The organism is Vibrio sp. R10-SG3-ISO10 (assembly GCF_059834185.1).
The window spans coordinates 202,036-225,800 of sequence record NZ_JCBDHG010000022.1 but is presented as its reverse complement, the minus strand read 5'-3'; the positions used below and the strand labels follow the sequence as shown (position 1 = coordinate 225,800).

The window sequence follows — 23,765 nt, the reverse complement described above, 5'->3', positions numbered from 1 at the left end:
AATTAGTGGGATATGGATCGGTTACAAGTAATTTTAAATGCCAGCCTAAGTTGATTTGAACTTAGGCTGGCGATGATTTAGAGCGTGTTACTCACCTAAAGCTTTACGCGCTAGCCTTGATGCTGCAGCTTTATGGCGTTCCATCAATTGATGAATATCTACACCAATCACTTCACTGTTCATCACTCGCCAGTGACCTGCAACCATCACGCGGTCGGCTTGTTGAGCGCCACATAATAGGAGTGCAGCAAGAGGATCATGACTACCAGAGAAGCGGATATCATCGAGCTTGAACATCGCAATATCGGCTTGTTTACCTACACTAAGCTCGCCAATATCATTACGTCCCATCGCTTGAGCTGAGCCTTTGGTCGCCCAACGCAGCGCATCAAAATGGGATACGTTTGCCGAGCCATATTGTAGGCGCTGTAAGTACATCGCCATACGTACTTCGGCAATCATGTTTGAGCCATCGTTTGAGGCCGAGCCATCAACGCCGAGGCCGACTTTCACACCTGCGGCTTCTAGGTCATTGTTTTTACAAATTCCCGAAGCAAGCATCATGTTCGATGTTGGGCAGTGGCTAATGCCTACGCCTGCTTGGCCAAGTCTGCGGATCTCTTCATTATTGAAATGGATACCATGGGCAAGCCAAGTTTTGTCATTGAGCCAGCCGACATCTTCGAGATAATCGACCGGGCGCATGCCAAATTGCTCGACACAGAAATCTTCCTCATCCAGCGTTTCGCACAAATGGGTGTGCATCATGACATTCTCTTGCTTGGCGATGTGGGCAGTTTCTTTCATCAAATCTGTGGTGACGGAGAAAGGAGAGCATGGCGCGAGCGCGATTTGGGTCATTGCCCCTTCTTGTTGCTGGTGGTATTGGCGAATCAAACGGTAGCTGTCATCGACAATCGCTTGCTCGGTTTGAATGGTATGCTGTGGCGGTAAGCCGCCGTCTTCTTCACCTAAACTCATTGAGCCACGAGTAAAGATGGCTCTGACACCAAGCTTTTGCGCCGCTTCGACCTGCAAGTCTATCGCGTGTTCTAAACCGTTTGGCAGCAAGTAGTGATGATCGGAAGCAGTGGTACAACCCGACAGCATCAACTCAACTAAGGCAAGCTCAGTCGCGACACTCATCATCTCTTCGTCTAGATTTGCCCAGACGGGATACAGGCTTTTGAGCCAATGAAACAGTTCTTTGTTCAACGCGTCAGGGTAAGCGCGCGTTAAGGTTTGATAAAAATGGTGGTGGGCGTTAACGAGCCCAGGAGTTACGACATGCCGAGAGGCATCAACCACATAATCTATTTGGTGGGACGGTGTCCCATGTTTTGGGATAAGTTCGACAACTTTGTTTCCCTGAACCACTAGGCCACCTTGGGCGTCTTGCGTGTTTCCGGTATAAATTGCCAGTGGATTCTTAATCCAGATGGTTTCCATTCATAATAGTCCTTAGCCATCTCAGCCATTTCAGGGGAGAGGGTCTTAAACGTTTTAGTTACAGTTAAGCTAGCAAATACTAGCGGTGTTATTGTTGTTAAGCTCAGATTGGTGTCGTGAGCTTAGGTCTCCTTTTAATGCCTTTGTTGTGATTAAAGTGAGTCTACTCAGTAGTTTTTGCTTCAAGTTTGCTTTGCACCTCTTGTGGCGCTTCATCATCAGATTTTCGAATGATCTTTTCTTCGACTTGAACCTTACTCTCTGTCAGTGCTTCTCGAACTTCTTTATTGGATGACTTAGGAAGAAGTTGATGAAGAAGAACCGTTGCTATGGTGCCCGTGGTAATGCCAGAGTGAAGGAAGTTAGCAATATCGTGCGGTAAGTGTTGAAGTAAACGAGGTTCAAAAGTTACGGCTAAGCCTGATGCCAAACCGACACAGATAACCAGTGCATTGCGCTTGGTGTCTGCGGCCATAATTAGCATGCGAATACCAGCGTAGGCAATCATGCCAAACATAACAAAGCCAACACCGCCAAGAACCGGTTTAGGAATGGTCACCGCGACGGCCGCAAGCTTAGGGAACAAGCCGCCTAAAATCAGCAGGCCACCCGTTGCAGCTACAACATATCGACTCGCTACACCAGTAATACCCACTATCCCAACGTTTTGACTGAAAGAAGCCAGTGGCATAGCAGTAAGAATCGAAGAAAGTGTACTGCCTAAGCCATCACCAAGCAGACCGCGTTGCAGGTCTTTACCTGAGATTTGTTTATTACAGTTGTTTGCTAGTGCCATAAAGTCACCCGTTGCTTCAGCAATCACGACAATATAAACCAAGCTCATGCTCACAATGGCGCTGGCTTGAAAGCTTAAGCCGTATTTAAGAGGCTCTGGTCCACCAACCCAAGCGGCAGAAGTAATGTCATCAAGGTTTACCATGCCTAGGGACAGCGCGACGATGTAACCACCCGCCAGACCAATAACAATGGCAGATGCAGCAACGGCACCTTTACAGTAAACCGAGACCGCAACCACGATGCCCAGTGATACGATAGCTAAGAAAAGCTTTGGCAGAGTGGCAAAGTTTTCACTCGCTGCGGGCGCATCACCCACCCAGTTCATTGCAACAGGCAATATGGTTAAGCCGATGAGGGTGACAACAACGCCACTCACTACTGTTGGGAATAGCTTGCGGACTTTGTCCATATAAAAGCTAGCCACAATCACCACTAGAGAGCCGACTAAAGCCGAGCCCATAATGCTAGCGACGCCGCCTTCGCGGCCAATGGCAATCGCCACACCTAGGAAAGCAAAACTAGAGCCCATGACAACAGGTAAACGAATACCGATAGGGCCGACACCAATACATTGCGCCATGGTGACGATACCCGAAGCGAGTAGGGCGGCATTGATTAGCGAGACAATCTCTTCATTAGGCAGTCCGATGGATGCGCCAACAATGAGCGGGACAGCCACAATACCACCAATGGATGCCAGCATGTGTTGTAAAGCGAGCAGCAAGGTAATGCCGTGTGGTGGCTTTTGGTTGAGTGTATACAGAAGTTTCATTGGTTATACCTCAGAGAGATTCCATTTGTCTCTCGTAGATTGGACAATTGACTTCTACAAACTACGTAGGGTCACGAATTTTTCGTATAGGAAGCTAGCCCGAACCCATGCTCAGGCTAGTTTTCACAAGGATGATTAGGGTCATCAGACCCTAGAAATTAGATGTAGATAAGTTTAGCGACGAAGACGACAGTCAGGATGTACATTGAGATAGAGACATCTTTGGTTTTTCCTGTCGCGACTTTCAGTACTGTGTAAGTGATAAAGCCAAGAGCAATACCGTTTGCAATTGAGAAAGTCAGCGGCATCATCAGGGCTGTAATCGCTGCCGGAGCACCATTGGTAAAATCTTTCCAATCGACATGCTGCATACTACTCATCATTACGAACGCTACGTAGATTAGTGCACCTGCCGTGGCGTAAGCTGGGATCATACCTGCCAAAGGTGAAAGGAAAATAGCGGCTAAGAACAGTGCTGCAACCACAATGGCTGACAGACCTGTACGAGCCCCTGCAGCTACACCCGCCGCACTCTCCACGTAACTAGTGACAGGCGGACAACCGACACAAGCACCTGCAACACTAGAGATAGAATCGGCTTTTAACGCCTTGCTAAGCCCTTCGATTTTACCTGTTTCTTTGTTTACCAGATGCGCACGTTCTGCAACACCCATCAGTGTGCCTGCGGTGTCGAACATATTAACGAACAAGAAGGCTAAGATGACGCTGACCATTGAGATGTTAAACGCGCCAGAGATGTCCATTGCCATAAAGGTAGGTGCAATACTTGGCGGCGCAGCAAAGAAGCCGTTGTATTGAACGAGACCTAACATCATGCCCACGACAGTGACGCTCAAAATCCCGATAAGCACTGCGCCAAACACTTTGCGTTCGCTCAGTACCGCAATGATCAAGAAAGCGATAGCCGCAAGCATGGCATCAGGTTTAGTGAAGTCGCCAAGTGAAACCAAAGTAGCTGGGTTCTCTACAACAATGCCTGCGGTTTTAAGCCCGATAAGGCCTAAGAAAAGACCAACACCTGCAGTCATTGAGAAGCGTAAACTCTCTGGAATACTTTCAATGATCCATTGGCGTATTTTGTAGAAGCTCATCCCGACAAATAGGATACCAGAGAGGAATACCGCACCAAGCGCCACTTCCCAGCTGTAACCCATTTCACTAACTACAGTGAAAGAGAAAAAGGCGTTAAGGCCCATGCCCGGCGCCAAACCGACAGGCCAGTTGGCAAAAAGCCCCATTAACAGACAGCCAATCGCCGCACCAATGCAGGTTGCAACGAAGACCGCGCCAGAATCCATCCCTGAGGCCGCCATGATTTGAGGGTTAACGAAAATGATGTATGCCATAGTGGCAAAAGTGGTGATCCCCCCGATCATTTCGTTTTTAACACTGGTTCCATGTGCTTTCAGTTTGAAAAAGCGCTCTAGTAAGCCACCCGTTTGGCTTTCGTTGTTAAGCACTTCTGCTTTGCTTTCATTCATGTCAGCAAGTCCTTTTGTTTTGGTGTTTCTGAAATTGAATACCGCTTTCTGCATCTTGATGGTGTTTTTGCAGACTCCAATTCTCCCGATTGATATGTATGACGTTGTTAGGGTTATCTATTGGTAATTTCTTGCCTTAACTACCTCGATAGGTAGAGAAGCTATACGGTGAGACAAGCAAAGGCACGTGGTAATGTGCACCTGTTTCTCCGAGACCAAAGCGAATCACAACGTCATCTAGGAATGGGACTTCACCAAGGTCGACATCTTGGTTTTTGTAGTAATCGGCAACATGGAATACCAATTGATATTTGCCTGTTACAAACTCATCGCCTTCTAGCACTGGCTCATCAGTTCGACCATCGAAGTTGGTGGTGACCGTTTTAATCTTGGTCAGGCTGTCGCCTTCAACACGGAACAGCTCAACTTGAATATTTGCACCGGGAACGCCGTGCATTGTATCCAATACGTGTGTAGTTAGTTTGCCCATAATTGTCATTCGCGCCCAGCGCTCTCCTTAGCGTTTATTGATTTTAAATTGTATACAAAGTTGTTTTAAACTTGCTTCTGTTACCTATATATGTACACAAAATATTCGGATAGTAAAGCTCGATGTTATAATTTTGTTACTAACGAAAGTGAGCAAAAATCAGTTTTGTGAGATCGAGCTAGATACCTATTTGAGCCTAAGTGTACATAACTTATTGATAAAATAGCTTTTGTTTACGTAAATTAACTTTAACAACAAAATCTTTACATTAAGATAATTTATTGTATACAATGAGTGTATGAAGTTTAAGAAGGCATAAAGACAAAGTGTCTTGTATTTAAGGAGAGCCTGAATGGATAAGGATTATTCACGAGACCTGATTGGCTATGGGGCGAATCCTCCTCACCCTAAATGGCCAGGTGGTGCTCGTATCGCCGTGTCGTTTGTGTTGAATTACGAAGAGGGTGGTGAACGCTGCCTTTTACATGGGGATGATGAGTCCGAAGCCTTTCTGTCAGAGATTCCAGCCGCGCAGCCGATTAAAGGTGAGCGACACATCAGCATGGAATCTATCTATGAGTATGGCAGTCGCGCAGGTGTGTGGCGTGTGTTAAAGCTATTTGATGAGTACGAGATTCCATTGACCGTATTCGCAGTGGCGATGGCGATTGAACGTCATCCAGATGTCGCAGAAGCTATGGTTCAAGCGGGACATGAGATTTGTAGTCACGGCTATCGTTGGATTGACTACCAATACATGGATGAGTCGCAAGAGCGCGACCACATGATGAAAGCGATTGAAATCATTAAAGAGATCACTGGTGAAAGACCGCTTGGTTGGTATACAGGTCGTACTGGGCCAAATACCCGCAAGATAGTCGCAGAAGAAGGTGGTTTCTTATACGACTCAGATGCGTATGACGATGATTTGCCCTACTGGCATACCGAGGCGGGTCAACCCCAGTTGGTGATTCCTTACACACTTGATGTCAACGACATGCGCTTTGCCACTGTGCAAGGGTTTAACTCGGGTGAACAGTTCTACCAATACCTAAAGGACACATTCGATACTTTATACGCTGAAGGTGCGACAGCGCCTAAGATGATGTCGGTTGGTCTGCATTGTCGTCTGATCGGTAGACCGGGTCGTATCGCATCGCTAAAGCGCTTCCTAGATTACGTTAAACAACATGACGATGTGTGGTTATGTCGCCGTGTTGATATCGCTCGCCATTGGCACGAGCATCATCCATACACACCAAAAGAGGGAAAATAACATGACTGAATTTCGTTTTTGCAAACCATCTCAAATGGAACGTACGGAATTTGTCTCCCACTTTGGCGATGTGTATGAGCATAGCCCATGGGTGGCAGAAGCCGTCTACGATCAAGGGTTATCAGATCAGGATAACTTTGTTTCAAATCTGCATTTAAGAATGGCTGAAACGCTATTAGACGCAGAGAAAGCAAAACAACTTGCACTTATAAATGCTCACCCAGATTTAGCGGGGCGAGCAGCAATTAACGGCGAACTTACCGCCGCATCCACTGCGGAACAAGCTGGCGCGGGCATTGATCAGTGCTCAGCGGAAGAGTTCGAAAAATTCACTACGTACAACGACAGTTACAAAAGCCGCTTCAACTTTCCCTTCATCATGGCAGTGAAAGGGGCCAATCGTTACCAAATTCTTGAATCCTTCGAGAAGCGATTAGGCAATGATAGTGACACTGAGTTTGCTACTGCGATACAGGAGATCAACAAGATCGCACTGTTTCGCCTACGAGATATGTAAGTCACGGAGATGGCGACTGTTTCGTTCTGATATCGATTGATATCTGCCCGACGAAGGGCATAGAGCTCTAGATGAGCATACTCACTTAACCTATTTTTGAATAATTGGAAGGATAAAGGACATGTCCTTAGATATTGAACAATACATTAACCTTGCTGACGATAAACTTGGCGCAGAAGCTATCTACGCTACCGACGACTTTTTTGCCGATAAGAGCCGACTTTTGCGCCGTGAAGCACCAGAATGGAAAGACGATCTTTACGATGATAACGGCAAATGGATGGATGGCTGGGAAAGCCGCCGTAAGCGTGGTGAAGGCTACGATTACTGTGTCATTCGCCTAGGTCTTGCAGGCACGATTGCGGGTGTTGATATTGATACGTCTTTCTTCACGGGTAACTTCCCGCCGTCGGCTTCGATTGATGCCTGTTATTCTCCAGACGGTGATCCTACCGACGCAACCGAGTGGCAAGAGATTCTGCCTTCTATGGGTTTGCAAGGCGATCATCATCATCTTGAACAGATCGAAAGTGATGAAGTGTTTACTCACTTACGTCTCAACATTTATCCAGATGGTGGCGTTGCACGTTTACGCGTTTATGGTCGACCTAGCGTTGATTGGGATCGCATCGATAGCCAACAGAAAGTCGACCTTGCTGCGGTTGAAAATGGCGGTCGCGCTTTGGCATGTAGCGATGAGCACTACGGCAACAAGTCTAACATTCTTGGCCCAGGTCGCGGTGAGAACATGGGCGATGGTTGGGAAACAGCCCGTCGTCGTACTCCGGGTAATGATTGGGTGATTGTCGCGCTTGGACATGCAGGCAACATTGATCGAGTGGTTGTCGATACAGCTCACTTTAAAGGTAACTTCCCAGATAGCTGCTCAATTCAAGCTGCGTATGTCAAAGGCGGAACGGACGATCAAGTTGCGACTCAGAGTCTCTTCTGGCGCGAACTCTTACCTGCGCAAAAGCTCAAGGCACATGATATTCACGAGTTCAGTTCAGAGGTGAATGATCTTGGCGCTGTGACTCATGTTCGTCTCAATATTTTCCCTGATGGTGGTATCAGCCGTTTACGTTTGTTTGGCACTAAAGCGAAATAAGCGAGGGAAGCAATATGAGCAATGGAATTCGCCGTTTAACCATCGAACCTTTGACCAAACAGGCATTTGCTGAGTTTGGGGATGTGATTGAAGTAGACAATAGCGATTACTTTATGATCAACAATGGCTCGACTCGTCGTTATCACAAGCTAGCGAGCACCGATGTACAAGAGCAAGGTGGTGAAGCCATCATCAGTATCTTTCAAGCGACGCCGCTTAGCTATCCGTTAACGATAAAAATGTTAGAGCGCCATCCTTTGGGATCGCAAGCTTTCGTTCCGTTGCTTGGTCAACCGTATCTTATTGTTGTTGCGCCAAAAGGGGATCAGCCAAGTCTGAAGTCATGCCGCGCGTTCGTGAGCAATGGACGTCAAGGTGTCAACTACCACAAAGGCGTTTGGCATCACCCAGTGTTAGCCCTAACTGACCAAGATCAGTTTCTTATCGTCGACCGAGGCGGTGAAGGGCATAACTGCGATGAAGTCTATTTCGAGAACGACTTAGTCTCACTGCATTTGGACGATCTACCGAGCAACAACAAGCTGGAAGAAAAACAGCGCATGGAACAAGCGCTGTAAAGGAGTAAATTATGGATCCACATATCACGGAGTGGTTGAATCTAGCGATTCGCTGGGTTCACATGATAGTTGGCATCGCATGGATTGGTGCTTCATTCTACTTTGTTTGGTTGGAGAACAACCTAAACCGGGTTAACCCAAAAACGGGCCTTTCAGGTGACCTTTGGGCGATTCACGGCGGTGGTATTTATCACCTAGAAAAATACAAACTTGCGCCACCAGAAATGCCAGAGCATTTGCACTGGTTTAAATGGGAAGCGTATTTCACTTGGATCACCGGTGTGCTGCTATTGGCAGTGGTTTACTACTTAAACGCTGAGATCTATTTGATTGCACCGGGTTCGGGCTTATCACCAACGACAGCAATTGCCATTGGTGTCGGTGCTTTGGTTGCTGGCTGGTTTATCTATGACTTGTTGTGTGATTCACCACTAGGTAAAACACCAATGCTATTAGGCGCGGTTCTATTCGTACTCTTAGTTGGCGCGGCTTATGGTCTAGCTCAAGTCTTCAGTGGTCGCGGCGCGTATATTCACGTTGGTGCAATCATCGGTACGATTATGGTCGGTAACGTGTTCCGCGTTATCATGCCTGCACAGCGCAACTTAGTGAGTGCTATTGAAGAAAACCGCGAGCCAGATCCTGCGCTACCAGCGAAAGGCTTACTGCGTTCTCGTCACAATAACTACCTAACCTTGCCAGTGCTGTTCATTATGATCAGTAACCACTTCCCGAGCACCTATGGCTCGGAGTACAACTGGGCAATACTTGCAGGTTTGGCGATCTTCAGTATCTTGGTGCGCCATTACTTCAATACTCGTCATGGTAGCCAGAAATTCGCTTGGACGGTTCCTGTAGCTGCATTAGGTATGGTGACACTTGCGTTTGTAACCTCACCGTATGCTAAGAAAGCAGCAGCACCAGTGGCTAAAGCGCCTGTTGCGGTTGAAGTGACTGCGCAGCCGGAAGTAAGCTCTACAGACACTGTGGCAGTAACATCAGAGAGCCTTAAGCAAACAGGTGCGTCGGCATCGGAATCTGCGGCGCCTAGCGGTGTGAGTTTTGCAGCAATCAACAAGGTTATTCAAGAGCGCTGCTCGGTATGTCACTCAGCAACGCCAACCCATGCTGCCTTTGCCGCTGCGCCAGCCGGAGTGATCTTAGATACACCTCAAGAGATTCAAGCCAATGGTCCACGTATAGCGCAAACCGTAAATACTAAATACATGCCATTAGGTAATTTGACCCAAATGACAGATGACGAACGTGTTCTGGTTGGCAATTGGGTAGAACAAGGGTCAGTAATCAACTAACCCAATTTATCTCGCTTATCGGATTGCAAGCCCGATAAGCGTGATTCATGCAAACGTGGTATTTCCCGCTATTTATCTCAAGTGAGATCCCCCGGCCCCTGTTCCGGGGTTTTTTATACCGCTAAAAGGAGTTACAAGTGATGGCAACTGCATTAAGTATTCGACACAAGACTATCTTGGCTACGGTGATGGCAGTGATTCTTGTCATAGTGGTGCTAATTAGCATTACGGTCAGTCAGGGGCAGAAGATTATCCTCGACAAAACTTATTCACAGCAGATGCCAGCGGCGTTGGGAGAGGTCAGTAACCAAATTCAGCTGGAGCTAGAAAAGCCGTTGGTTGTTGCTGAAGTGATGTCTCAGCTACAACCACTTACGGATTTTGACGGTCAAGATAGTGGACAAATCAGTGCACAACTCGCCTCGATCAAGCAGCAGTTTAATGCCTTAACCGCCTTTTTCGTTACCACTGTCGACGACAGCTACTATTTGCCAAGTGGAAAGCTCAAATCTATGTCGAGTTCATCAGCGGATGACCAATGGTTTTATGGTTTTCTCAATGGCGATAAGCAGGTCGAGCTGTCGATTGATATCGATGATGCTACAGGCATCGCAACGGTTTTTGTTAACCATGTTGTGATTAGCCAAGGCCGCCGCGTTGGAGTGACGGGGATTGGTCTGTCGCTCGAAAATTTAGGCAATACTGTTGCTAACTACTCTCTAGGCGATTCAGGTCGACTAATGTTGGTCGACAAGAGCGGTGAGGTGAAGGTGCACCCTAGTACGCAGCAAGTTGGAAAGCAGTTGGCTGATATTGGTCTTGGTGCATTGACGCCTGAGCTGCAAACTTTAGCTGGAACAGCGCCTGTTATACATGAATCAAAGCTTGAACAAACATCGACGATCGTTGGTTTGATGGCTCTGCCACAACTTGATTGGGTGTTGATTTCTGTTCAACCGACGGCTGAAGTGCTCACCGAGATCAACCATTTCATTGAAACGATGATTTGGGTCGGCGGATCTGTAGCACTGCTGTTCATCATTATCAGCGCATATATGACGAATATCTTGCTTAAACCACTCTCAACCACAGCACAACTATTGCTTGAAATTGGTGGTGGCGGCGGCGATCTGACTCAACGATTGGATGAAAGTCGTCGTGATGAAGTCGGTAACATTGCCAAGGGGTACAATCAATTTGTCGCCTATATGGGCAACGTTTTACAAGAAATAGAAAGAGCGCGTAAAGAACTGGTTGCAACCATCAATCTGATTGATCAACAAGCTAACGAAATGAAACAGCAGATCCATGGTCAAGAACATAATATTGATCAGGTAGCAACCGCGGTTCATGAGATGAGCGCTAGCTCTGAAGAGATTGCCAATAACGCTAACCATACTTCAGACAACGTCCATAAAACCACTTTAGAGGTGAAAAACGGACTCAGCTCAGTGAGCAAAACATACGCACGCACTGAAGCTATGAGCCAGCAGCTAGAGCAGAGCAATCAAAGTATCGGAAAGCTATCTAATGATATCAATGCCATTGATACAGTACTGGATGTCATCAGTGGTGTATCAGAGCAAACTAATCTACTGGCATTAAACGCTGCTATCGAAGCGGCACGAGCAGGTGAACAAGGCCGTGGCTTTGCTGTTGTTGCCGACGAAGTAAGAACATTAGCGTCTCGAACCCATGAGTCCGCCAGTGAAATTCGTACCATCATAGAAAACTTACAGGGGCTTAGTAACACAGTCGTTAGCGAAGTCAGTCAGAGCCACAAAATTGGTAGTGAGTGTCTCGCAGCAGCTCAAGAGTCTGAACACCACCTTGCCTCTATCAGCAATATTGTTGAGGAGATCAATCAACTCAGTGCACAGACTGCCACCGCAACAGGTCAACAGTCTCAGGTGATCAATGAGATTGCACCGCACGTCGAAAGTATTGCCGATGTAGCAAAAAGCAATACAGAGATGGTCACACAAACCTCGCAACACTGCGTTAGTTTGAAGAGAAATGCAGAATCTTTAAGTCAATTGGTGGCTAAATTTAAGTTTTAGCATTGCAGTGAGAGCAACAAGTTATACTAAATGGCCAGCAGTAAATCTGTCTGGCCATTATTGTTAAGTTAGAGTGCGATCAACTAGTGGTTAGCCACTACGCTAACACCGCTGAAACTGCTGTATCCGTTGAGCATAATGTAATAACGACCACTTTGGGTGTTAGAGACAGTACAAGTTTCATTGTTACCGTAACGGTATGGTCGGCAATCCCAAGAGCTAGTGGTAGGCTTAGCACCATAGCGGAGGAACAAGTCTGCATCACCGCTACCACCACTTGTTGTGACAGTAAGGGTTTGACCTGCAGCTACATCAATATAGAAATGCTTCTGGTCACCACGAGAGCCGCTAATTCCAGATACAGGGACTCCATTTTTGAGTTCGCCGTCAGGATTTGGAGTTGTACAGTCAGGCTCACAGCCACTATCTGTTTGGCTATAAAGCAGTTTATTCACTGTACCGCGTGTGTCGCTCACTTTATCGACACTTGCTCGCTCGCTTATCAGAGCTGCCACTTGTGCTGGAGAGAGAGAACTGTTTTCTTGAAGGTATAAGGCTGCAACACCGGCGACATGTGGCGTTGCCATAGACGTGCCACTGATTGTACGGTAGCCGCCATCATACCAAGCAGACTTAATGCTCGATCCCGGAGCAAATACATCAACACAGCTGCCCCAGTTAGAGAAGCTAGAGCGGCTATCATTACTTGTGGTTGAGCCAACAGTTACACCGCTAGGTTCACGTGCAGGAGACGAATTACAAGCGTCAGCATTAGAGTTACCAGCCGCTAGCATAAAGCTAATACCTGATTGAACAGCGTTAGCAACAGCTCTATCGAGCGCGGTAGACACGCCGCCACCTAAGCTCATGTTGGCGACTGAAGGGCCCGATGCGTTGGCTGCAACCCAGTCAACACCACCAATTACCCCGGAAGTTGAACCTGAACCGCTACAACTCAAAACGCGGACACCGACAATATTGACGTTCTTCGCCACGCCATACTGTGTACCGCCGATGGTACCAGCAACGTGGGTTCCGTGCCCATTACAGTCCGTCGCATCACTGTCATTGTCGACAAAGTCGTAGCCTGATGTCGCGCGACCACCAAACTCTGCGTGCGTTGTCGTTACCCCGGTATCTATGACGTAAGCCGTGACACCGGAACCATCGTAGTTATAGTTGTAACTATTATTCAGTGGCAGACTACGTTGATCAATCCTATCTAGCCCCCAAATGGCGTTGCTTTGATTGGCATTCGTTGAAATCACAGGATCGATAGAGATCACTCGATCTTGTTCGATAAAATCAACCTGTGCGTCTGAGCGAAGTGCGTTGAGCTGTTGTGGTGACAGGGTGGCAACAAATCCGCTGATTGAGCGGTCGAACACTTTACTGATTTGCAGAACGTGCTCGTTCTCTAAGCTGGTAACGGCTTGTTGCGTAAATTGTTGCATCGCTTGTGGGTTGTCATTGCTGAGCGATAAAGGTTGCTTTAACACGACAATATATTGGTTCTGTATTCCTTTGTTTTCTGATGCCATCAACAGCGGGGCAAGTATTTCACTTTCTGGCTGGTTAACCTGAGCCTCTATTTGTTCTGCTAAGGCAGAGCCAGAGATCACTGAAAGTGAAGAGGCGATACAACAACTTAATAGTTTCTTAAACATTTAACTTTCCTTTGAATGGTATAAGAGATTGTTGAACATGGCCTACTACAAACAACAAGCATGTTTTGTCGATTCTTATGTCTATAACGGAACCCGTCGACACTCCTCAAAAATATCTCCATATGCAACTGTGTTCATTTTAAATTTGCTTGGCGTTATAAATTTGAGTGCCATTTACTAGATTTTTGAAATTGATAGTAAGCTAAGTTCATATCGGTTGGCTGAATGTCAAAGGTCGGCATTATTATGCTGCTGTTTATTGAAATAGTGCTATATACCTCTGCTTAGTGATAGATATGTAGATTTATCACTGGATGGGCTTGTGTGGGCGGTTAACGGATTTCGTTGAGGAAGATGATTTTTCGAGTCATCTCTCCAAATTGGTGAAATTGAATATGTAATTGCACTAGTATGCAGCGATACGCTATCTCTTAGTTGCACCAAAATAACAAATCAAAATTTTAATCTTATAATTATCAATGGCTTGTTTGTTTTGGATATGAGCGGATAAATTGGCATCGATTTTGGATTTGTTTCCTTAGGAAAAAGAATTGAATAACAATTCACTATAAGGAGATATCCAATGAACACGAAGTTCAAACTCAAGCTTGCAGCAGTAGGTACCGCATTAGCCTGTATGTCAGGAGTGGTGAGCGCCGCCGACACTATTAAAGTTGGTGTGTTGCACTCGCTTTCCGGCACCATGGCGATCAGTGAAACCACATTGAAGGACACGGTTCTGATGCTGGTGGAAGAGCAAAATAAAAAAGGTGGCCTACTCGGTAAAAAGCTTGAGGCGGTGGTGGTCGACCCTGCGTCAAACTGGCCGCTGTTTGCAGAAAAAGCTCGCGAGTTGATTGAAAAAGAGCAAGTCGATGTGGTGTTCGGTGGCTGGACATCCGTATCGCGCAAATCTATGTTGCCGGTATTCGAAGAACTCAACAGCCTACTTTTCTACCCTGTTCAGTATGAAGGTGAAGAGTCGTCGAAGAATGTGTTCTACACTGGTGCTGCGCCAAACCAACAAGCGATTCCAGCGGTTGACTACCTAATGAATGAACTTGATGTTGAGCGCTGGGTACTGGCCGGCACTGACTATGTATATCCACGTACTACTAATAAAATCTTAGAGTCTTACCTCAAGAGTAAAGGGGTGAGCGAAAAAGACATCATGATCAACTACACGCCATTTGGTCATTCAGACTGGCAGTCGATTGTTTCTGACATTAAGAAGTTTGGCGCTGAAGGCAAAAAGACCGCTGTGGTTTCGACCATTAATGGCGATGCCAACGTCCCTTTCTATAAAGAGCTTGGCGCTCAAGGTATCTCTTCAGAAGACATCCCAGTTGTGGCTTTCTCCGTTGGGGAAGAAGAGCTGTCTGGCATGGACACCTCTCCGCTTGTCGGCCACTTAGCAGCATGGAACTACTTCATGAGCGTCGATACGGAGAAGAACGATGAGTTCGTCGAGACGTGGCAGAAATTTATCGCCAGCGAAAAGCGTGTGACTAACGATCCTATGGAAGCGCACTACATCGGCTTTAACATGTGGGCGCAAGCGGTCACCAATGCAGGAACGACAGATCCCGAAGCCGTGCAAGATGCATTGATTGGCGTGTCTGTACCAAACTTGTCAGGCGGTTACTCAACTATGTTGCCTAACCACCATATCACTAAGCCTGTGTTAATCGGTGAAATCCAAGATGATGGTCAGTTTGATATTGTTTGGGAAACGACGGGCCTTGTAGCAGGTGATGCTTGGTCAGAGTATCTCCCTGAATCGGCGAAACTCTTCTCTAGCTGGTCGAAGCCGTTTTCTTGCGGTGCGTTTAATGTTGAAACCAAGAAATGTTCAGGGACCAATTAAGACTCAATACCCCCAATCAATAACCTGAAAAGTTTGGCGCTGCATGTGGTAACGCAGCGCATTTTTATTGCCATAAATTCTAACGCAAGGATGCATATCATGACGACCGTATTACGGATGCTCTGTGTGCTCGTTTCTGTGCTTATTGGATTAACGACAGCGTCGGCCGAGAACGTTAAGCCACTGACTCAAGACTCTTTTTTCCAGACGTTGACTGGAAAGAACACACACGAAAAGCAGCAAGCGGTTAGCTGGCTTGCCTCAAACTATTCTCATGACATAGCCAAGCCCATTCTAGAGGCGTGGCTGAATGGACAGCTCTATTACCTTAAAGATCATAAACACGCTCAGCATCAGCAGCTATTTATTATCGAGAGTGCTCAAACAGGGGCAGAGGCGAGACAGGCTTGGATTAACGATCCTCTGATCATTGAAAACAAGCGTAAGTTTAAAAAAATAAAAGTGAACAATAAACTTCGTGCTTACCTTCGTACTGAAATTGCATCACTTGGTCTTAACAGCGAGGACCCAGAGGTTCGCAAGCAGTCAATCAAAGCGCTGACAGGTAATCCTGAAGCAATCGACAAGCTCAGCGCATTACAACAAAGTGAAACCAACGCAGAGATCGTCGCTATGTTGGCGTTCGCTATTGCGATTGATGCGGCACTTGACCCCAAGGCCTCCAATCGCATTGACGCTGTCGAGTCTATCTCTCAATCCAATCAACCGATTGTTCTTAAAACTCTTAACACGATTTTGGCGCAAGAGACAGATCCACAAATCATTGCGGCCGCAGAGCGTGGTTTACAAGATTACCAGCAAAGCCAGCGACTCTACGCAGGTGTCGAGACGTTGTTTTTTGGGCTAAGTCTTGGCTCTGTATTGGTACTGGCGGGAATCGGCCTAGCGATTACTTTTGGGGTCATGGGCGTGATCAACATGGCGCATGGTGAGTTGATAATGCTTGGAGCTTATACCACCTATGTGATGCAGCAACTTCTGCCGGCTCATACTGGTGTGGCGCTGATATTGTCGATTCCTATGGCATTCGTGGTGTCAGGATTGGTTGGTATCTTGATTGAACGCAGCGTAATTCGCCATCTGTATGGGCGACCTCTTGAAACGCTACTGGCAACCTTCGGTATCAGTTTGATTCTCCAGCAAGCAGTTCGCTCTATCTTCTCTCCGTTAAACCGTTCGGTAAGTACACCAGATTGGATGGCGGGCGCGCTAGAAATCAACCCCATGCTGTCACTGACTTACAACCGCCTATACATCATCTTGTTCTGTGCCATGGTATTTATGGCTTTAGTGATGATCTTGAAGAAAACACCACTCGGATTACAGGTTCGCGCCGTTTCGCAAAACCGCCCGATGGCGAGAGCTATGGGGATTCGTTCTGAGCGTGTCGATGCGCTGACATTTGGTTTAGGTGCGGGTGTGGCAGGAGTGGCAGGTGTGGCGCTGTCTCAGTTGACCAACGTTGGGCCAAATATGGGTCAAGCCTACATTATCGATTCCTTTATGGTGGTGGTGTTTGGTGGCGTAGGCAATCTTTGGGGAACGCTGGTCGCTGGTTTAGGTTTGGGACTGTTTAATAAGATCTTGGAGCCATGGGCCGGAGCGGTGCTGGCTAAGATTCTGGTGCTGGTGTTTATCATCTTATTTATTCAGAAGCGACCAAGAGGATTGTTTCCTCAACGTGGTCGCGCGGTTGAGAGTTAAGGAGGCGTTATGACCAATCAAACACACACAAAACCCTCACGCTCTTTTGTCCTTTCTGCACTGCAAGGCGATAAAGGCGGTCAGATGACAATATTGGTCATCTTGGCAGCGGTGATCTTAATTCCGGCGGCGAATATGATGTTGCCCGCTTCGCACCCGCTTCACGTTGAAACCTTTACGATTTCATTGCTGGGTAAATACCTTAGCTATGCGATGTTAGCGCTCGCCGTCGATCTAGTATGGGGCTATTTGGGAATTCTCAGTTTAGGCCATGGCGCTTTCTTTGCGCTTGGCGGCTACGCGATGGGTATGTATTTAATGCGTCAGATCGGCGATCGCGGTGTCTATGGTAATCCTATCCTGCCTGATTTTATGGTGTTCCTAAACTGGCAAGAACTGCCTTGGTTTTGGCATGGCTTCGACCAATTCTGGTTTGCGGCTCTGATGGTGGTGCTGGTACCCGGCGCAATGGCGTATGTATTCGGCTATTTGGCGTTTCGATCTCGGGTTTCTGGGGTCTATCTCTCCATCATTACTCAAGCTCTCACCTATGCGCTGATGTTGGCGTTTTTCCGCAATGAAATGGGTTTTGGTGGCAACAATGGCTTAACCGACTTTAAAGACATTCTGGGCTTTAGCTTGCAGCAAGACAGTACTCGAATCGCATTGTTTATTGCGACTGGTATTGCCCTTATTGTCAGCTATTTGGTCTGTCGCAGCGTCGTGGCGAGCCGTCTTGGTCGCGTATCGGTTGCGATTCGTGATTCCGAATCGCGCACACGCTTTATGGGTTACGACGTCGATGGCATCAAACTGTGGGTGTTCGTCCTTTCTGCGGTGATCGCCGGGATTGCTGGGGCGCTGTACGTGCCGCAAGTTGGCATTATTAACCCAGGTGAATTTGCTCCGCTCAATTCGATAGAGGTGGTGGTTTGGGTTGCTCTTGGTGGTCGTGCGACCTTGTTTGGTGCGATTGTTGGCGCCTTGGTGATCAACTATGCCAAAAGCTGGTTCACGGTAGAGTTTCCAGAAGTGTGGTTGTTTGCCCTCGGAGGCTTGTTCGTACTTTCAACGCTCTACTTCCCGAAAGGCTTAATCGGTTTTGTCAGTGATAAGTGGTATTTAGTCGTCAATCGAAACCGCAGGCATAACGCCGCTGAGTCGAGCACTGACGAAGAGAAAAGTAAGGAGGCCTTGGTATGACTGAGTTAAAGCGTACCGAGCAATTTAAGCAATCATTCGCTGAAGTTACGCGTCGAGATCAAGTGTTCTCGTTTCTTAAGCCGGACGTCCATCCCCTGATTGATACCAGACACAACATCTTGCTCTATGTGGAAGGGGTAAATAAAACCTTTGATGGGTTTAAAGCGATCAATGATCTCAATCTGTACATTCGTGAAGGAGAACTCAGATGCATTATTGGCCCAAATGGAGCCGGGAAAACCACCATGATGGACATCATCACGGGTAAGACGAAACCGGATACTGGTGAGGTTTGGCTCGGCTCGAACCTCAACTTACTTAATATGAATGAAGCCGAGATCGCCAATGCGGGAATTGGCCGTAAGTTTCAAAAGCCGACGGTGATCGAGTGCTTAACAGTGTGGGAGAACCTCGAACTGGCGATGTCGGGCGTGCGTTCAGTGTGGGGCTCGTATGTGGCGAAGATGACAGGAGAGCAAAAAGATAAGCTCGAATCGGTGCTGAGTTTAATTCATCTGCAGGACCACCAAACGCTGCTGGCAGGCAACCTTTCTCACGGCCAAAAACAGTGGTTAGAGATAGGAATGCTGTTGATGCAAAACCCTAAGCTGCTGCTTATTGATGAGCCTGTGGCGGGCATGACCCACCAAGAGATGGATCGTACATCTGAGCTACTTAACTCACTAGCTGGTAAACACTCTGTGGTGGTCGTTGAGCATGATATGGACTTTGTCCGCTCAATCGCTAGCCATGTCACTGTGCTTCATCAGGGGCATGTGTTGGCAGAAGGCACCATGGATGAGGTTCAAGCGCACCAGCAAGTCAAACAGGTTTATTTGGGGGAATAACATGCTATCAATTTCTGGATTGAACCAGTTTTACGGTGAGAGCCACACACTTTGGGACTTAGAGATGGAGATCCCCAAAGGAAAATGCACTGTGTTAATGGGGCGTAATGGTGTTGGTAAAACGACCTTACTGCAATGCATTATGGGGTTGGTCAAAACCGAGAGTGGCGAGATTGCCCTTGAAGGTCAGTCTATTCTCAAAAAAGAAGCCGAAGCTCGGCCCAGAATGGGGATTGGCTATGTTCCTCAAGGTCGTCAAATCTTTCCAATGTTAACTGTGGAAGAAAACTTGCAAGTAGGTTTACCTATCCGATCAAGAGGAGACCGTCACATCCCTGAATTTATCTTCGAGCTATTCCCTGTGTTGAAGGAAATGTTGCATCGCAGAGGGGGCGATTTATCAGGTGGGCAGCAGCAGCAACTGGCTATAGCTCGGGCGCTGGTGATCAACCCTAGCTTGCTGATTTTGGATGAACCGACGGAAGGGATTCAGCCCAATATTGTGCAAGAAATCGGCGATATTATACGCATGTTGAATGAGAAATTCGGACTTACGGTTTTACTGGTAGAACAAAAACTGCCGTTCGCTCGTAAGGTCGGCGATCAGTTTTGCATCTTGGATAGAGGGCGCACTGTCGCCCAAGGGGACATGGAAGAGCTGGATGAAAGATTGATAAAGGAGTATCTCACCGTATGATTTGTGAACCTGCCGTTGCGTTTGATTTAGGTGATAATAATCAGACGCTTAAAAAGAACATCGAGTCTGATGTAGAGAAAGGCTGGAAGGCCATGTTATCGCTTTTGTTTAAAGATAGAGGGGATAAAACCGTCATCAAAGACCGTCAACAGAAAGGGCCTTTAGCGATTCAGCGCCCTTTGTATCCCGAAGGGAAAACGTGCCATACCTATTTGTTACATCCACCCGGCGGTGTGGTCGGTGGCGACACTCTGCAAATAAGCACTCGCGTGGAACAAGGAGCTCATGCTCTGGTCACCACACCGGGTGCGACTAAGTTTTATCGCTCGGAAAAACGCTACGCTCATCAGAAGCAGATATTGCATGTTGAAGGTGGTGGTTTACTCGAATGGCTACCACAGGAAAACATCTTCTTTCCTGATGCTCATGCTCGCCTCGATACCGAGATTCATCTCGATCGTGATGCCCTATTTGTGGGCTGGGAAATGCACTGTTTTGGGCGCCCTGCACTAAATGAGGGATTTTCCTCCGGACATTTAGTTGGAAAAACAGAGGTTTACCGAGACGGAAGAAAAATTTTGACCGAGGGGTTAAATATTTTTGGTGGCGATAAGTCCATGATTGAAAAGGGCTTGCTCAATTTCTCTCTCGCGGGAACGCTGTATATTTCTGTCGAAAATGAGGATTTTTTTCAACTGGTACAGAGCTTGCTCTCTAACATACAGCAAGAAGTCGGCACAGAGGACTTAGTGATTGCTGCGACACAGATAGAAGAATTGGTTGTCGTAAGAGCACTGGGTCGATGGAGTGAGGTGATTCTTGGAGAGCTTTCAGAGAGTTTGGCAACAAGCGCGTCAATACTGGACTGGTGAAACTCCCCAGCCCCCAAGAATTTGGGCAACCTAAACTCCATGTTTCTCTTTGCTCCTTCTCCATCATGTTAAGGGAATGGCAAGGAAACCAATGGAATTATCACCGAGAGAAAAAGACAAACTGTTGATCTTCTGCGCAGGGATGCTGGCGCAGCAACGAAAAGAGCGAGGGTTAAAACTTAACTATCCAGAGTCTGTAGCGTTTATCAGTAGTGCCATTCTTGAAGGTGCTCGCGAAGGCAAAACGGTGTCTGAGCTTATGGACTTTGGACGAACACTTCTTACTGTTGATGACGTTATGGAGGGCGTACCTTCCATGATTCCTGATGTACAAGTCGAAGCCACCTTTCCTGATGGGACCAAATTGGTCACCGTTCATGAGCCAATCGTCTAGGAGATCATATGTCAGCATCAACAAGTCAATATTCTGGTTTTATTCCCGGTCAAATTGAATCCGCCCCTGGTGAGATTGAACTCAATGTTGGCCGCGCAACCATCAAGGTCAAAGTGGAAAATATTGGCGATCGACCAGTACAAATTGGCTCGCATTATCACTTTTTTGAGGTCAATGATTCACTGCGTTTTGAGCGTGAAGCGTGTAAAGGGTTCCGTCTCAATATCCCTGCTGGCACTGCGACACGCTTTGAACCTGGCCAGTCTCGCACGGTTGAGTTGGTTGAGTTTGCAGGTAAGCGAGAGATATACGGATTCCAAGGTAAGGTCATGGGCAAACTCGCCCAATAACGAACAAAAACAAGGATAGGTAATGGCAAGCATTTCTCGTCAGGCATATGCCGAAATGTTTGGGCCAACAGTGGGCGATCGCGTGCGTCTCGCAGACACCGAACTGTGGCTTGAAGTAGAAAAGGATTTTACTGTTTACGGCGACGAAGTTAAATTCGGCGGCGGTAAAGTGATTCGTGATGGCATGGGGCAAAGTCAACGCCCAAGCGCCGAAACGCCAGATCTGGTTATCACCAACGCAGTGGTATTGGATTACTGGGGTATCGTTAAGGCAGACGTGGCGGTTAAAAATGGGCGTATTCAAGCCATAGGCAAAGCCGGCAACCCTGATGTGCAGCCAGAAGTGACGATTGTGATTGGACCGGGGACAGAGATCTTAGCAGGGGAAGGATCAATTTTAACCGCGGGCGGTATCGACTCGCACATTCACTTTATTTGTCCCCAGCAAATCGAAGAAGCATTGGCTTCAGGTGTCACTACCATGATTGGTGGTGGTACTGGCCCCAACACAGGCACTAACGCGACAACTTGTACCCCCGGCCCGTGGAATATGCATCGTATGCTTGAAGCGTTAGATGAATTTCCAATGAACTTTGGCCTACTCGGGAAAGGTAACGCTAGCCAGCCAGAAGCGCTAAGAGAGCAGGTAGAGGCGGGCGCGGTGGGACTGAAGCTGCATGAAGATTGGGGCACGACGCCAGCATCGATTGACACCTGTTTGTCGGTCGCTGATGAGATGGATGTTCAGGTCGCGATTCACACCGATACATTGAATGAGTCAGGATTTGTTGAATCGACTTTAGGTGCGATTGGTGATCGCGTGATTCATACCTATCACACCGAAGGAGCAGGTGGTGGGCACGCACCGGATATTATTCGCGCGGCAGGTGAATCCAATGTTCTGCCATCGTCGACCAATCCAACTCGTCCTTACACGGTAAATACGGTTGATGAGCACCTCGATATGTTGATGGTGTGTCACCATTTGTCTCCTTCTATTGCTGAAGATGTGGCATTTGCCGAGTCTCGAATTCGCCGCGAAACCATCGCTGCCGAAGACATTCTGCATGATCTCGGTGCCTTCTCTATGATTGCCTCAGACTCTCAAGCAATGGGGCGTGTGGGCGAAGTGGTTACTCGCACTTGGCAAACTGCGCACAAAATGAAAGTACAGCGCGGCAGCTTGAAAGAAGACTCTTCCTACAGTGACAACTTTCGACTTAAACGTTACATCGCTAAGTACACGATTAATCCGGCGATTACTCACGGTATGGCGCATGAAGTCGGCTCAATTGAAGTGGGTAAGCTTGCCGACCTCGTGTTGTGGAAGCCCGCTTTCTTTGGTGTTAAGCCGAGCGTGATTCTAAAAGGGGGCATGATAGCCATGGCTCCGATGGGCGATCCTAATGCTTCGATACCAACTCCTCAGCCTGTCCATTATCGCAGCATGTTTGGTAGCTACGGCAAGGCATCGCAAAACACTTCGATGCTGTTTGTCTCCCAAGCGGCTGAGCAAGCAGGCATCGCGAGTGAGCTTGGTCTTGGTAGCCAAATCGGGGTTGTCAGCCATTGTCGTGATATCAGTAAAGCCGACATGAAGCTTAACGACTGGCAGCCTAACATCGAAGTGGATTCACAAACCTACCAAGTTCGAGCTGATGGTGAGCTGTTGGTGTGTGAACCTGCTGACGTGTTACCCATGGCACAAAAGTACTTCTTGTTTTAACGCAGCAACGAAATAGCCAACCAGTAAACGAACGATTGAATGAGAAAACGAACTGATAAGGAGATGAGATGATCGAACTTACCGAAATCAGCAAAGAAATTTGTACTAAACCTAATGCGTTTCTGAGCTTGCCAATAGATAGCCGAATTAAGAGCCGACTTAAAGTTGAGCTAGATGATGGTCGTGAAGCAGGCTTGTTTCTGCCGCGTGGACACATTTTGCGTGGCGGTGAGCAACTTAAAAGCCAATGCGGCATGATCGTCGAAATCAAAGCTGCGCCTGAAAAGGTCTCGACGGTCTACTGCAGCGATTTGCATCTACTGACGCGCGTGGCGTATCACCTTGGTAACCGGCATGTACCGCTGCAAGTGGAATTTGGCTGGGTCCGCTACCAACACGACCATGTATTAGACGAAATGGTCCAAGGCTTGGGTGCAAAAGTCACCACAGAAGACGCGTCATTCGAGCCAGAAAGTGGCGCTTATGGTGGCCGCTCTGGTGGGCATCATCACCATCACTAATCACACCCAAATTAAAGCAATAACAACAAGGA

The 23,765-nt window shown here is 47.4% G+C and carries 19 protein-coding genes and 3 pseudogenes; 17 read left to right on the top strand and 5 right to left on the bottom strand.

Annotation, left to right across the window (positions count from 1 at the left end):
• Positions 1-87: 87 nt before the first annotated feature.
• The 4 genes from AC6R16_RS14445 to uraH form a co-directional block, all read right to left on the bottom strand.
• A complete protein-coding gene (locus AC6R16_RS14445; protein WP_500674827.1) occupies positions 88-1,449 on the bottom strand; it encodes an 8-oxoguanine deaminase in 1,362 nt (453 codons plus the stop codon).
• Between the two features lie 163 nt (positions 1,450-1,612).
• Positions 1,613-3,019 carry a nucleobase:cation symporter-2 family protein gene (locus AC6R16_RS14440; protein ID WP_239854959.1) on the bottom strand — a complete coding sequence of 469 codons (1,407 nt, stop codon included), beginning with the start codon at positions 3,017-3,019 and terminating at the stop codon, positions 1,613-1,615.
• 158 nt (positions 3,020-3,177) lie between these two features.
• Positions 3,178-4,521 (bottom strand): NCS2 family permease, encoded by a 1,344-nt coding sequence (locus AC6R16_RS14435; protein WP_500674826.1) that lies wholly within the window; start codon positions 4,519-4,521, stop codon positions 3,178-3,180.
• Positions 4,522-4,657: 136 nt separating this feature from the next.
• Positions 4,658-5,011, bottom strand: coding sequence for a hydroxyisourate hydrolase (gene uraH, locus AC6R16_RS14430; RefSeq protein ID WP_500674825.1), 354 nt, complete (start codon positions 5,009-5,011; stop codon positions 4,658-4,660).
• Between the two features lie 352 nt (positions 5,012-5,363).
• On the opposite strand from uraH, the gene puuE reads away from it, so the two are divergent.
• The 7 genes and pseudogenes from puuE to AC6R16_RS14395 all read left to right on the top strand — a co-directional run bounded on the left by puuE (position 5,364) and on the right by AC6R16_RS14395 (position 11,863).
• A complete protein-coding gene (gene puuE / locus AC6R16_RS14425) occupies positions 5,364-6,287 on the top strand; it encodes an allantoinase PuuE (protein ID WP_239854956.1) in 924 nt (307 codons plus the stop codon).
• A 1-nt stretch (position 6,288) separates the two neighbouring features.
• Complete coding sequence (gene uraD / locus AC6R16_RS14420) at positions 6,289-6,804, top strand: 2-oxo-4-hydroxy-4-carboxy-5-ureidoimidazoline decarboxylase (protein ID WP_171320518.1); 516 nt, start codon at positions 6,289-6,291, stop codon at positions 6,802-6,804.
• Positions 6,805-6,925: 121 nt separating this feature from the next.
• Positions 6,926-7,912, top strand: a complete 987-nt coding sequence (alc, locus tag AC6R16_RS14415) for an allantoicase (RefSeq protein WP_239854955.1) — start codon at positions 6,926-6,928, stop codon at positions 7,910-7,912.
• A 14-nt stretch (positions 7,913-7,926) separates the two neighbouring features.
• On the top strand, positions 7,927-8,490 hold the full coding sequence (locus AC6R16_RS14410; protein WP_500674824.1) for an ureidoglycolate lyase: 564 nt from the start codon (positions 7,927-7,929) through the stop codon (positions 8,488-8,490).
• Positions 8,491-8,501: 11 nt separating this feature from the next.
• A pseudogene (locus tag AC6R16_RS14405) lies at positions 8,502-9,441 on the top strand (urate hydroxylase PuuD); the annotation flags it as partial.
• A 92-nt stretch (positions 9,442-9,533) separates the two neighbouring features.
• Positions 9,534-9,803: pseudogene (locus tag AC6R16_RS14400) on the top strand (urate hydroxylase PuuD); the annotation flags it as partial.
• A gap of 140 nt (positions 9,804-9,943) precedes the next feature.
• Positions 9,944-11,863 carry a methyl-accepting chemotaxis protein gene (locus AC6R16_RS14395; protein ID WP_500639763.1) on the top strand — a complete coding sequence of 640 codons (1,920 nt, stop codon included), beginning with the start codon at positions 9,944-9,946 and terminating at the stop codon, positions 11,861-11,863.
• 83 nt (positions 11,864-11,946) lie between these two features.
• Here the strand turns inward: AC6R16_RS14395 and AC6R16_RS14390 are convergent, their stop codons facing one another.
• Positions 11,947-13,530: a S8 family peptidase gene (locus AC6R16_RS14390; RefSeq protein WP_500639762.1), complete on the bottom strand. Its 1,584-nt coding sequence runs from the start codon at positions 13,528-13,530 to the stop codon at positions 11,947-11,949.
• 583 nt (positions 13,531-14,113) lie between these two features.
• Here AC6R16_RS14390 and urtA point away from each other — a divergent pair.
• From urtA to ureE, 10 genes and pseudogenes are all read left to right on the top strand, one after another.
• Positions 14,114-15,397, top strand: a complete 1,284-nt coding sequence (gene urtA, locus AC6R16_RS14385) for an urea ABC transporter substrate-binding protein (RefSeq protein WP_004744086.1) — start codon at positions 14,114-14,116, stop codon at positions 15,395-15,397.
• A 99-nt stretch (positions 15,398-15,496) separates the two neighbouring features.
• The gene (urtB, locus tag AC6R16_RS14380) at positions 15,497-17,122 is read left to right on the top strand and encodes an urea ABC transporter permease subunit UrtB (RefSeq protein WP_500674823.1); all 1,626 of its coding nucleotides are present in this window, start codon (positions 15,497-15,499) and stop codon (positions 17,120-17,122) included.
• 9 nt (positions 17,123-17,131) lie between these two features.
• Positions 17,132-18,325, top strand: a complete 1,194-nt coding sequence (gene urtC, locus AC6R16_RS14375) for an urea ABC transporter permease subunit UrtC (RefSeq protein WP_500674822.1) — start codon at positions 17,132-17,134, stop codon at positions 18,323-18,325.
• The gene (gene urtD, locus AC6R16_RS14370; protein ID WP_500674821.1) at positions 18,322-19,173 is read left to right on the top strand and encodes an urea ABC transporter ATP-binding protein UrtD; all 852 of its coding nucleotides are present in this window, start codon (positions 18,322-18,324) and stop codon (positions 19,171-19,173) included. The genes urtC and urtD overlap by 4 nt, the downstream gene beginning before the upstream one ends.
• Position 19,174: 1 nt before the next feature.
• Complete coding sequence (gene urtE / locus AC6R16_RS14365) at positions 19,175-19,870, top strand: urea ABC transporter ATP-binding subunit UrtE (protein ID WP_500674820.1); 696 nt, start codon at positions 19,175-19,177, stop codon at positions 19,868-19,870.
• Positions 19,867-20,776 (top strand): annotated as a pseudogene (locus AC6R16_RS14360) (urease accessory protein UreD). The gene urtE and the pseudogene AC6R16_RS14360 overlap by 4 nt, the downstream one beginning before the upstream one ends.
• 57 nt (positions 20,777-20,833) lie before the next feature.
• A complete protein-coding gene (gene ureA, locus AC6R16_RS14355) occupies positions 20,834-21,136 on the top strand; it encodes an urease subunit gamma (RefSeq protein ID WP_008079177.1) in 303 nt (100 codons plus the stop codon).
• 8 nt (positions 21,137-21,144) lie between these two features.
• The gene (locus tag AC6R16_RS14350) at positions 21,145-21,486 is read left to right on the top strand and encodes an urease subunit beta (protein WP_004744079.1); all 342 of its coding nucleotides are present in this window, start codon (positions 21,145-21,147) and stop codon (positions 21,484-21,486) included.
• Positions 21,487-21,508: 22 nt separating this feature from the next.
• Complete coding sequence (gene ureC, locus AC6R16_RS14345; RefSeq protein ID WP_500674819.1) at positions 21,509-23,212, top strand: urease subunit alpha; 1,704 nt, start codon at positions 21,509-21,511, stop codon at positions 23,210-23,212.
• 68 nt (positions 23,213-23,280) lie between these two features.
• Positions 23,281-23,733 (top strand): urease accessory protein UreE, encoded by a 453-nt coding sequence (gene ureE, locus AC6R16_RS14340; RefSeq protein ID WP_004744077.1) that lies wholly within the window; start codon positions 23,281-23,283, stop codon positions 23,731-23,733.
• Positions 23,734-23,765 lie beyond the last annotated feature (32 nt).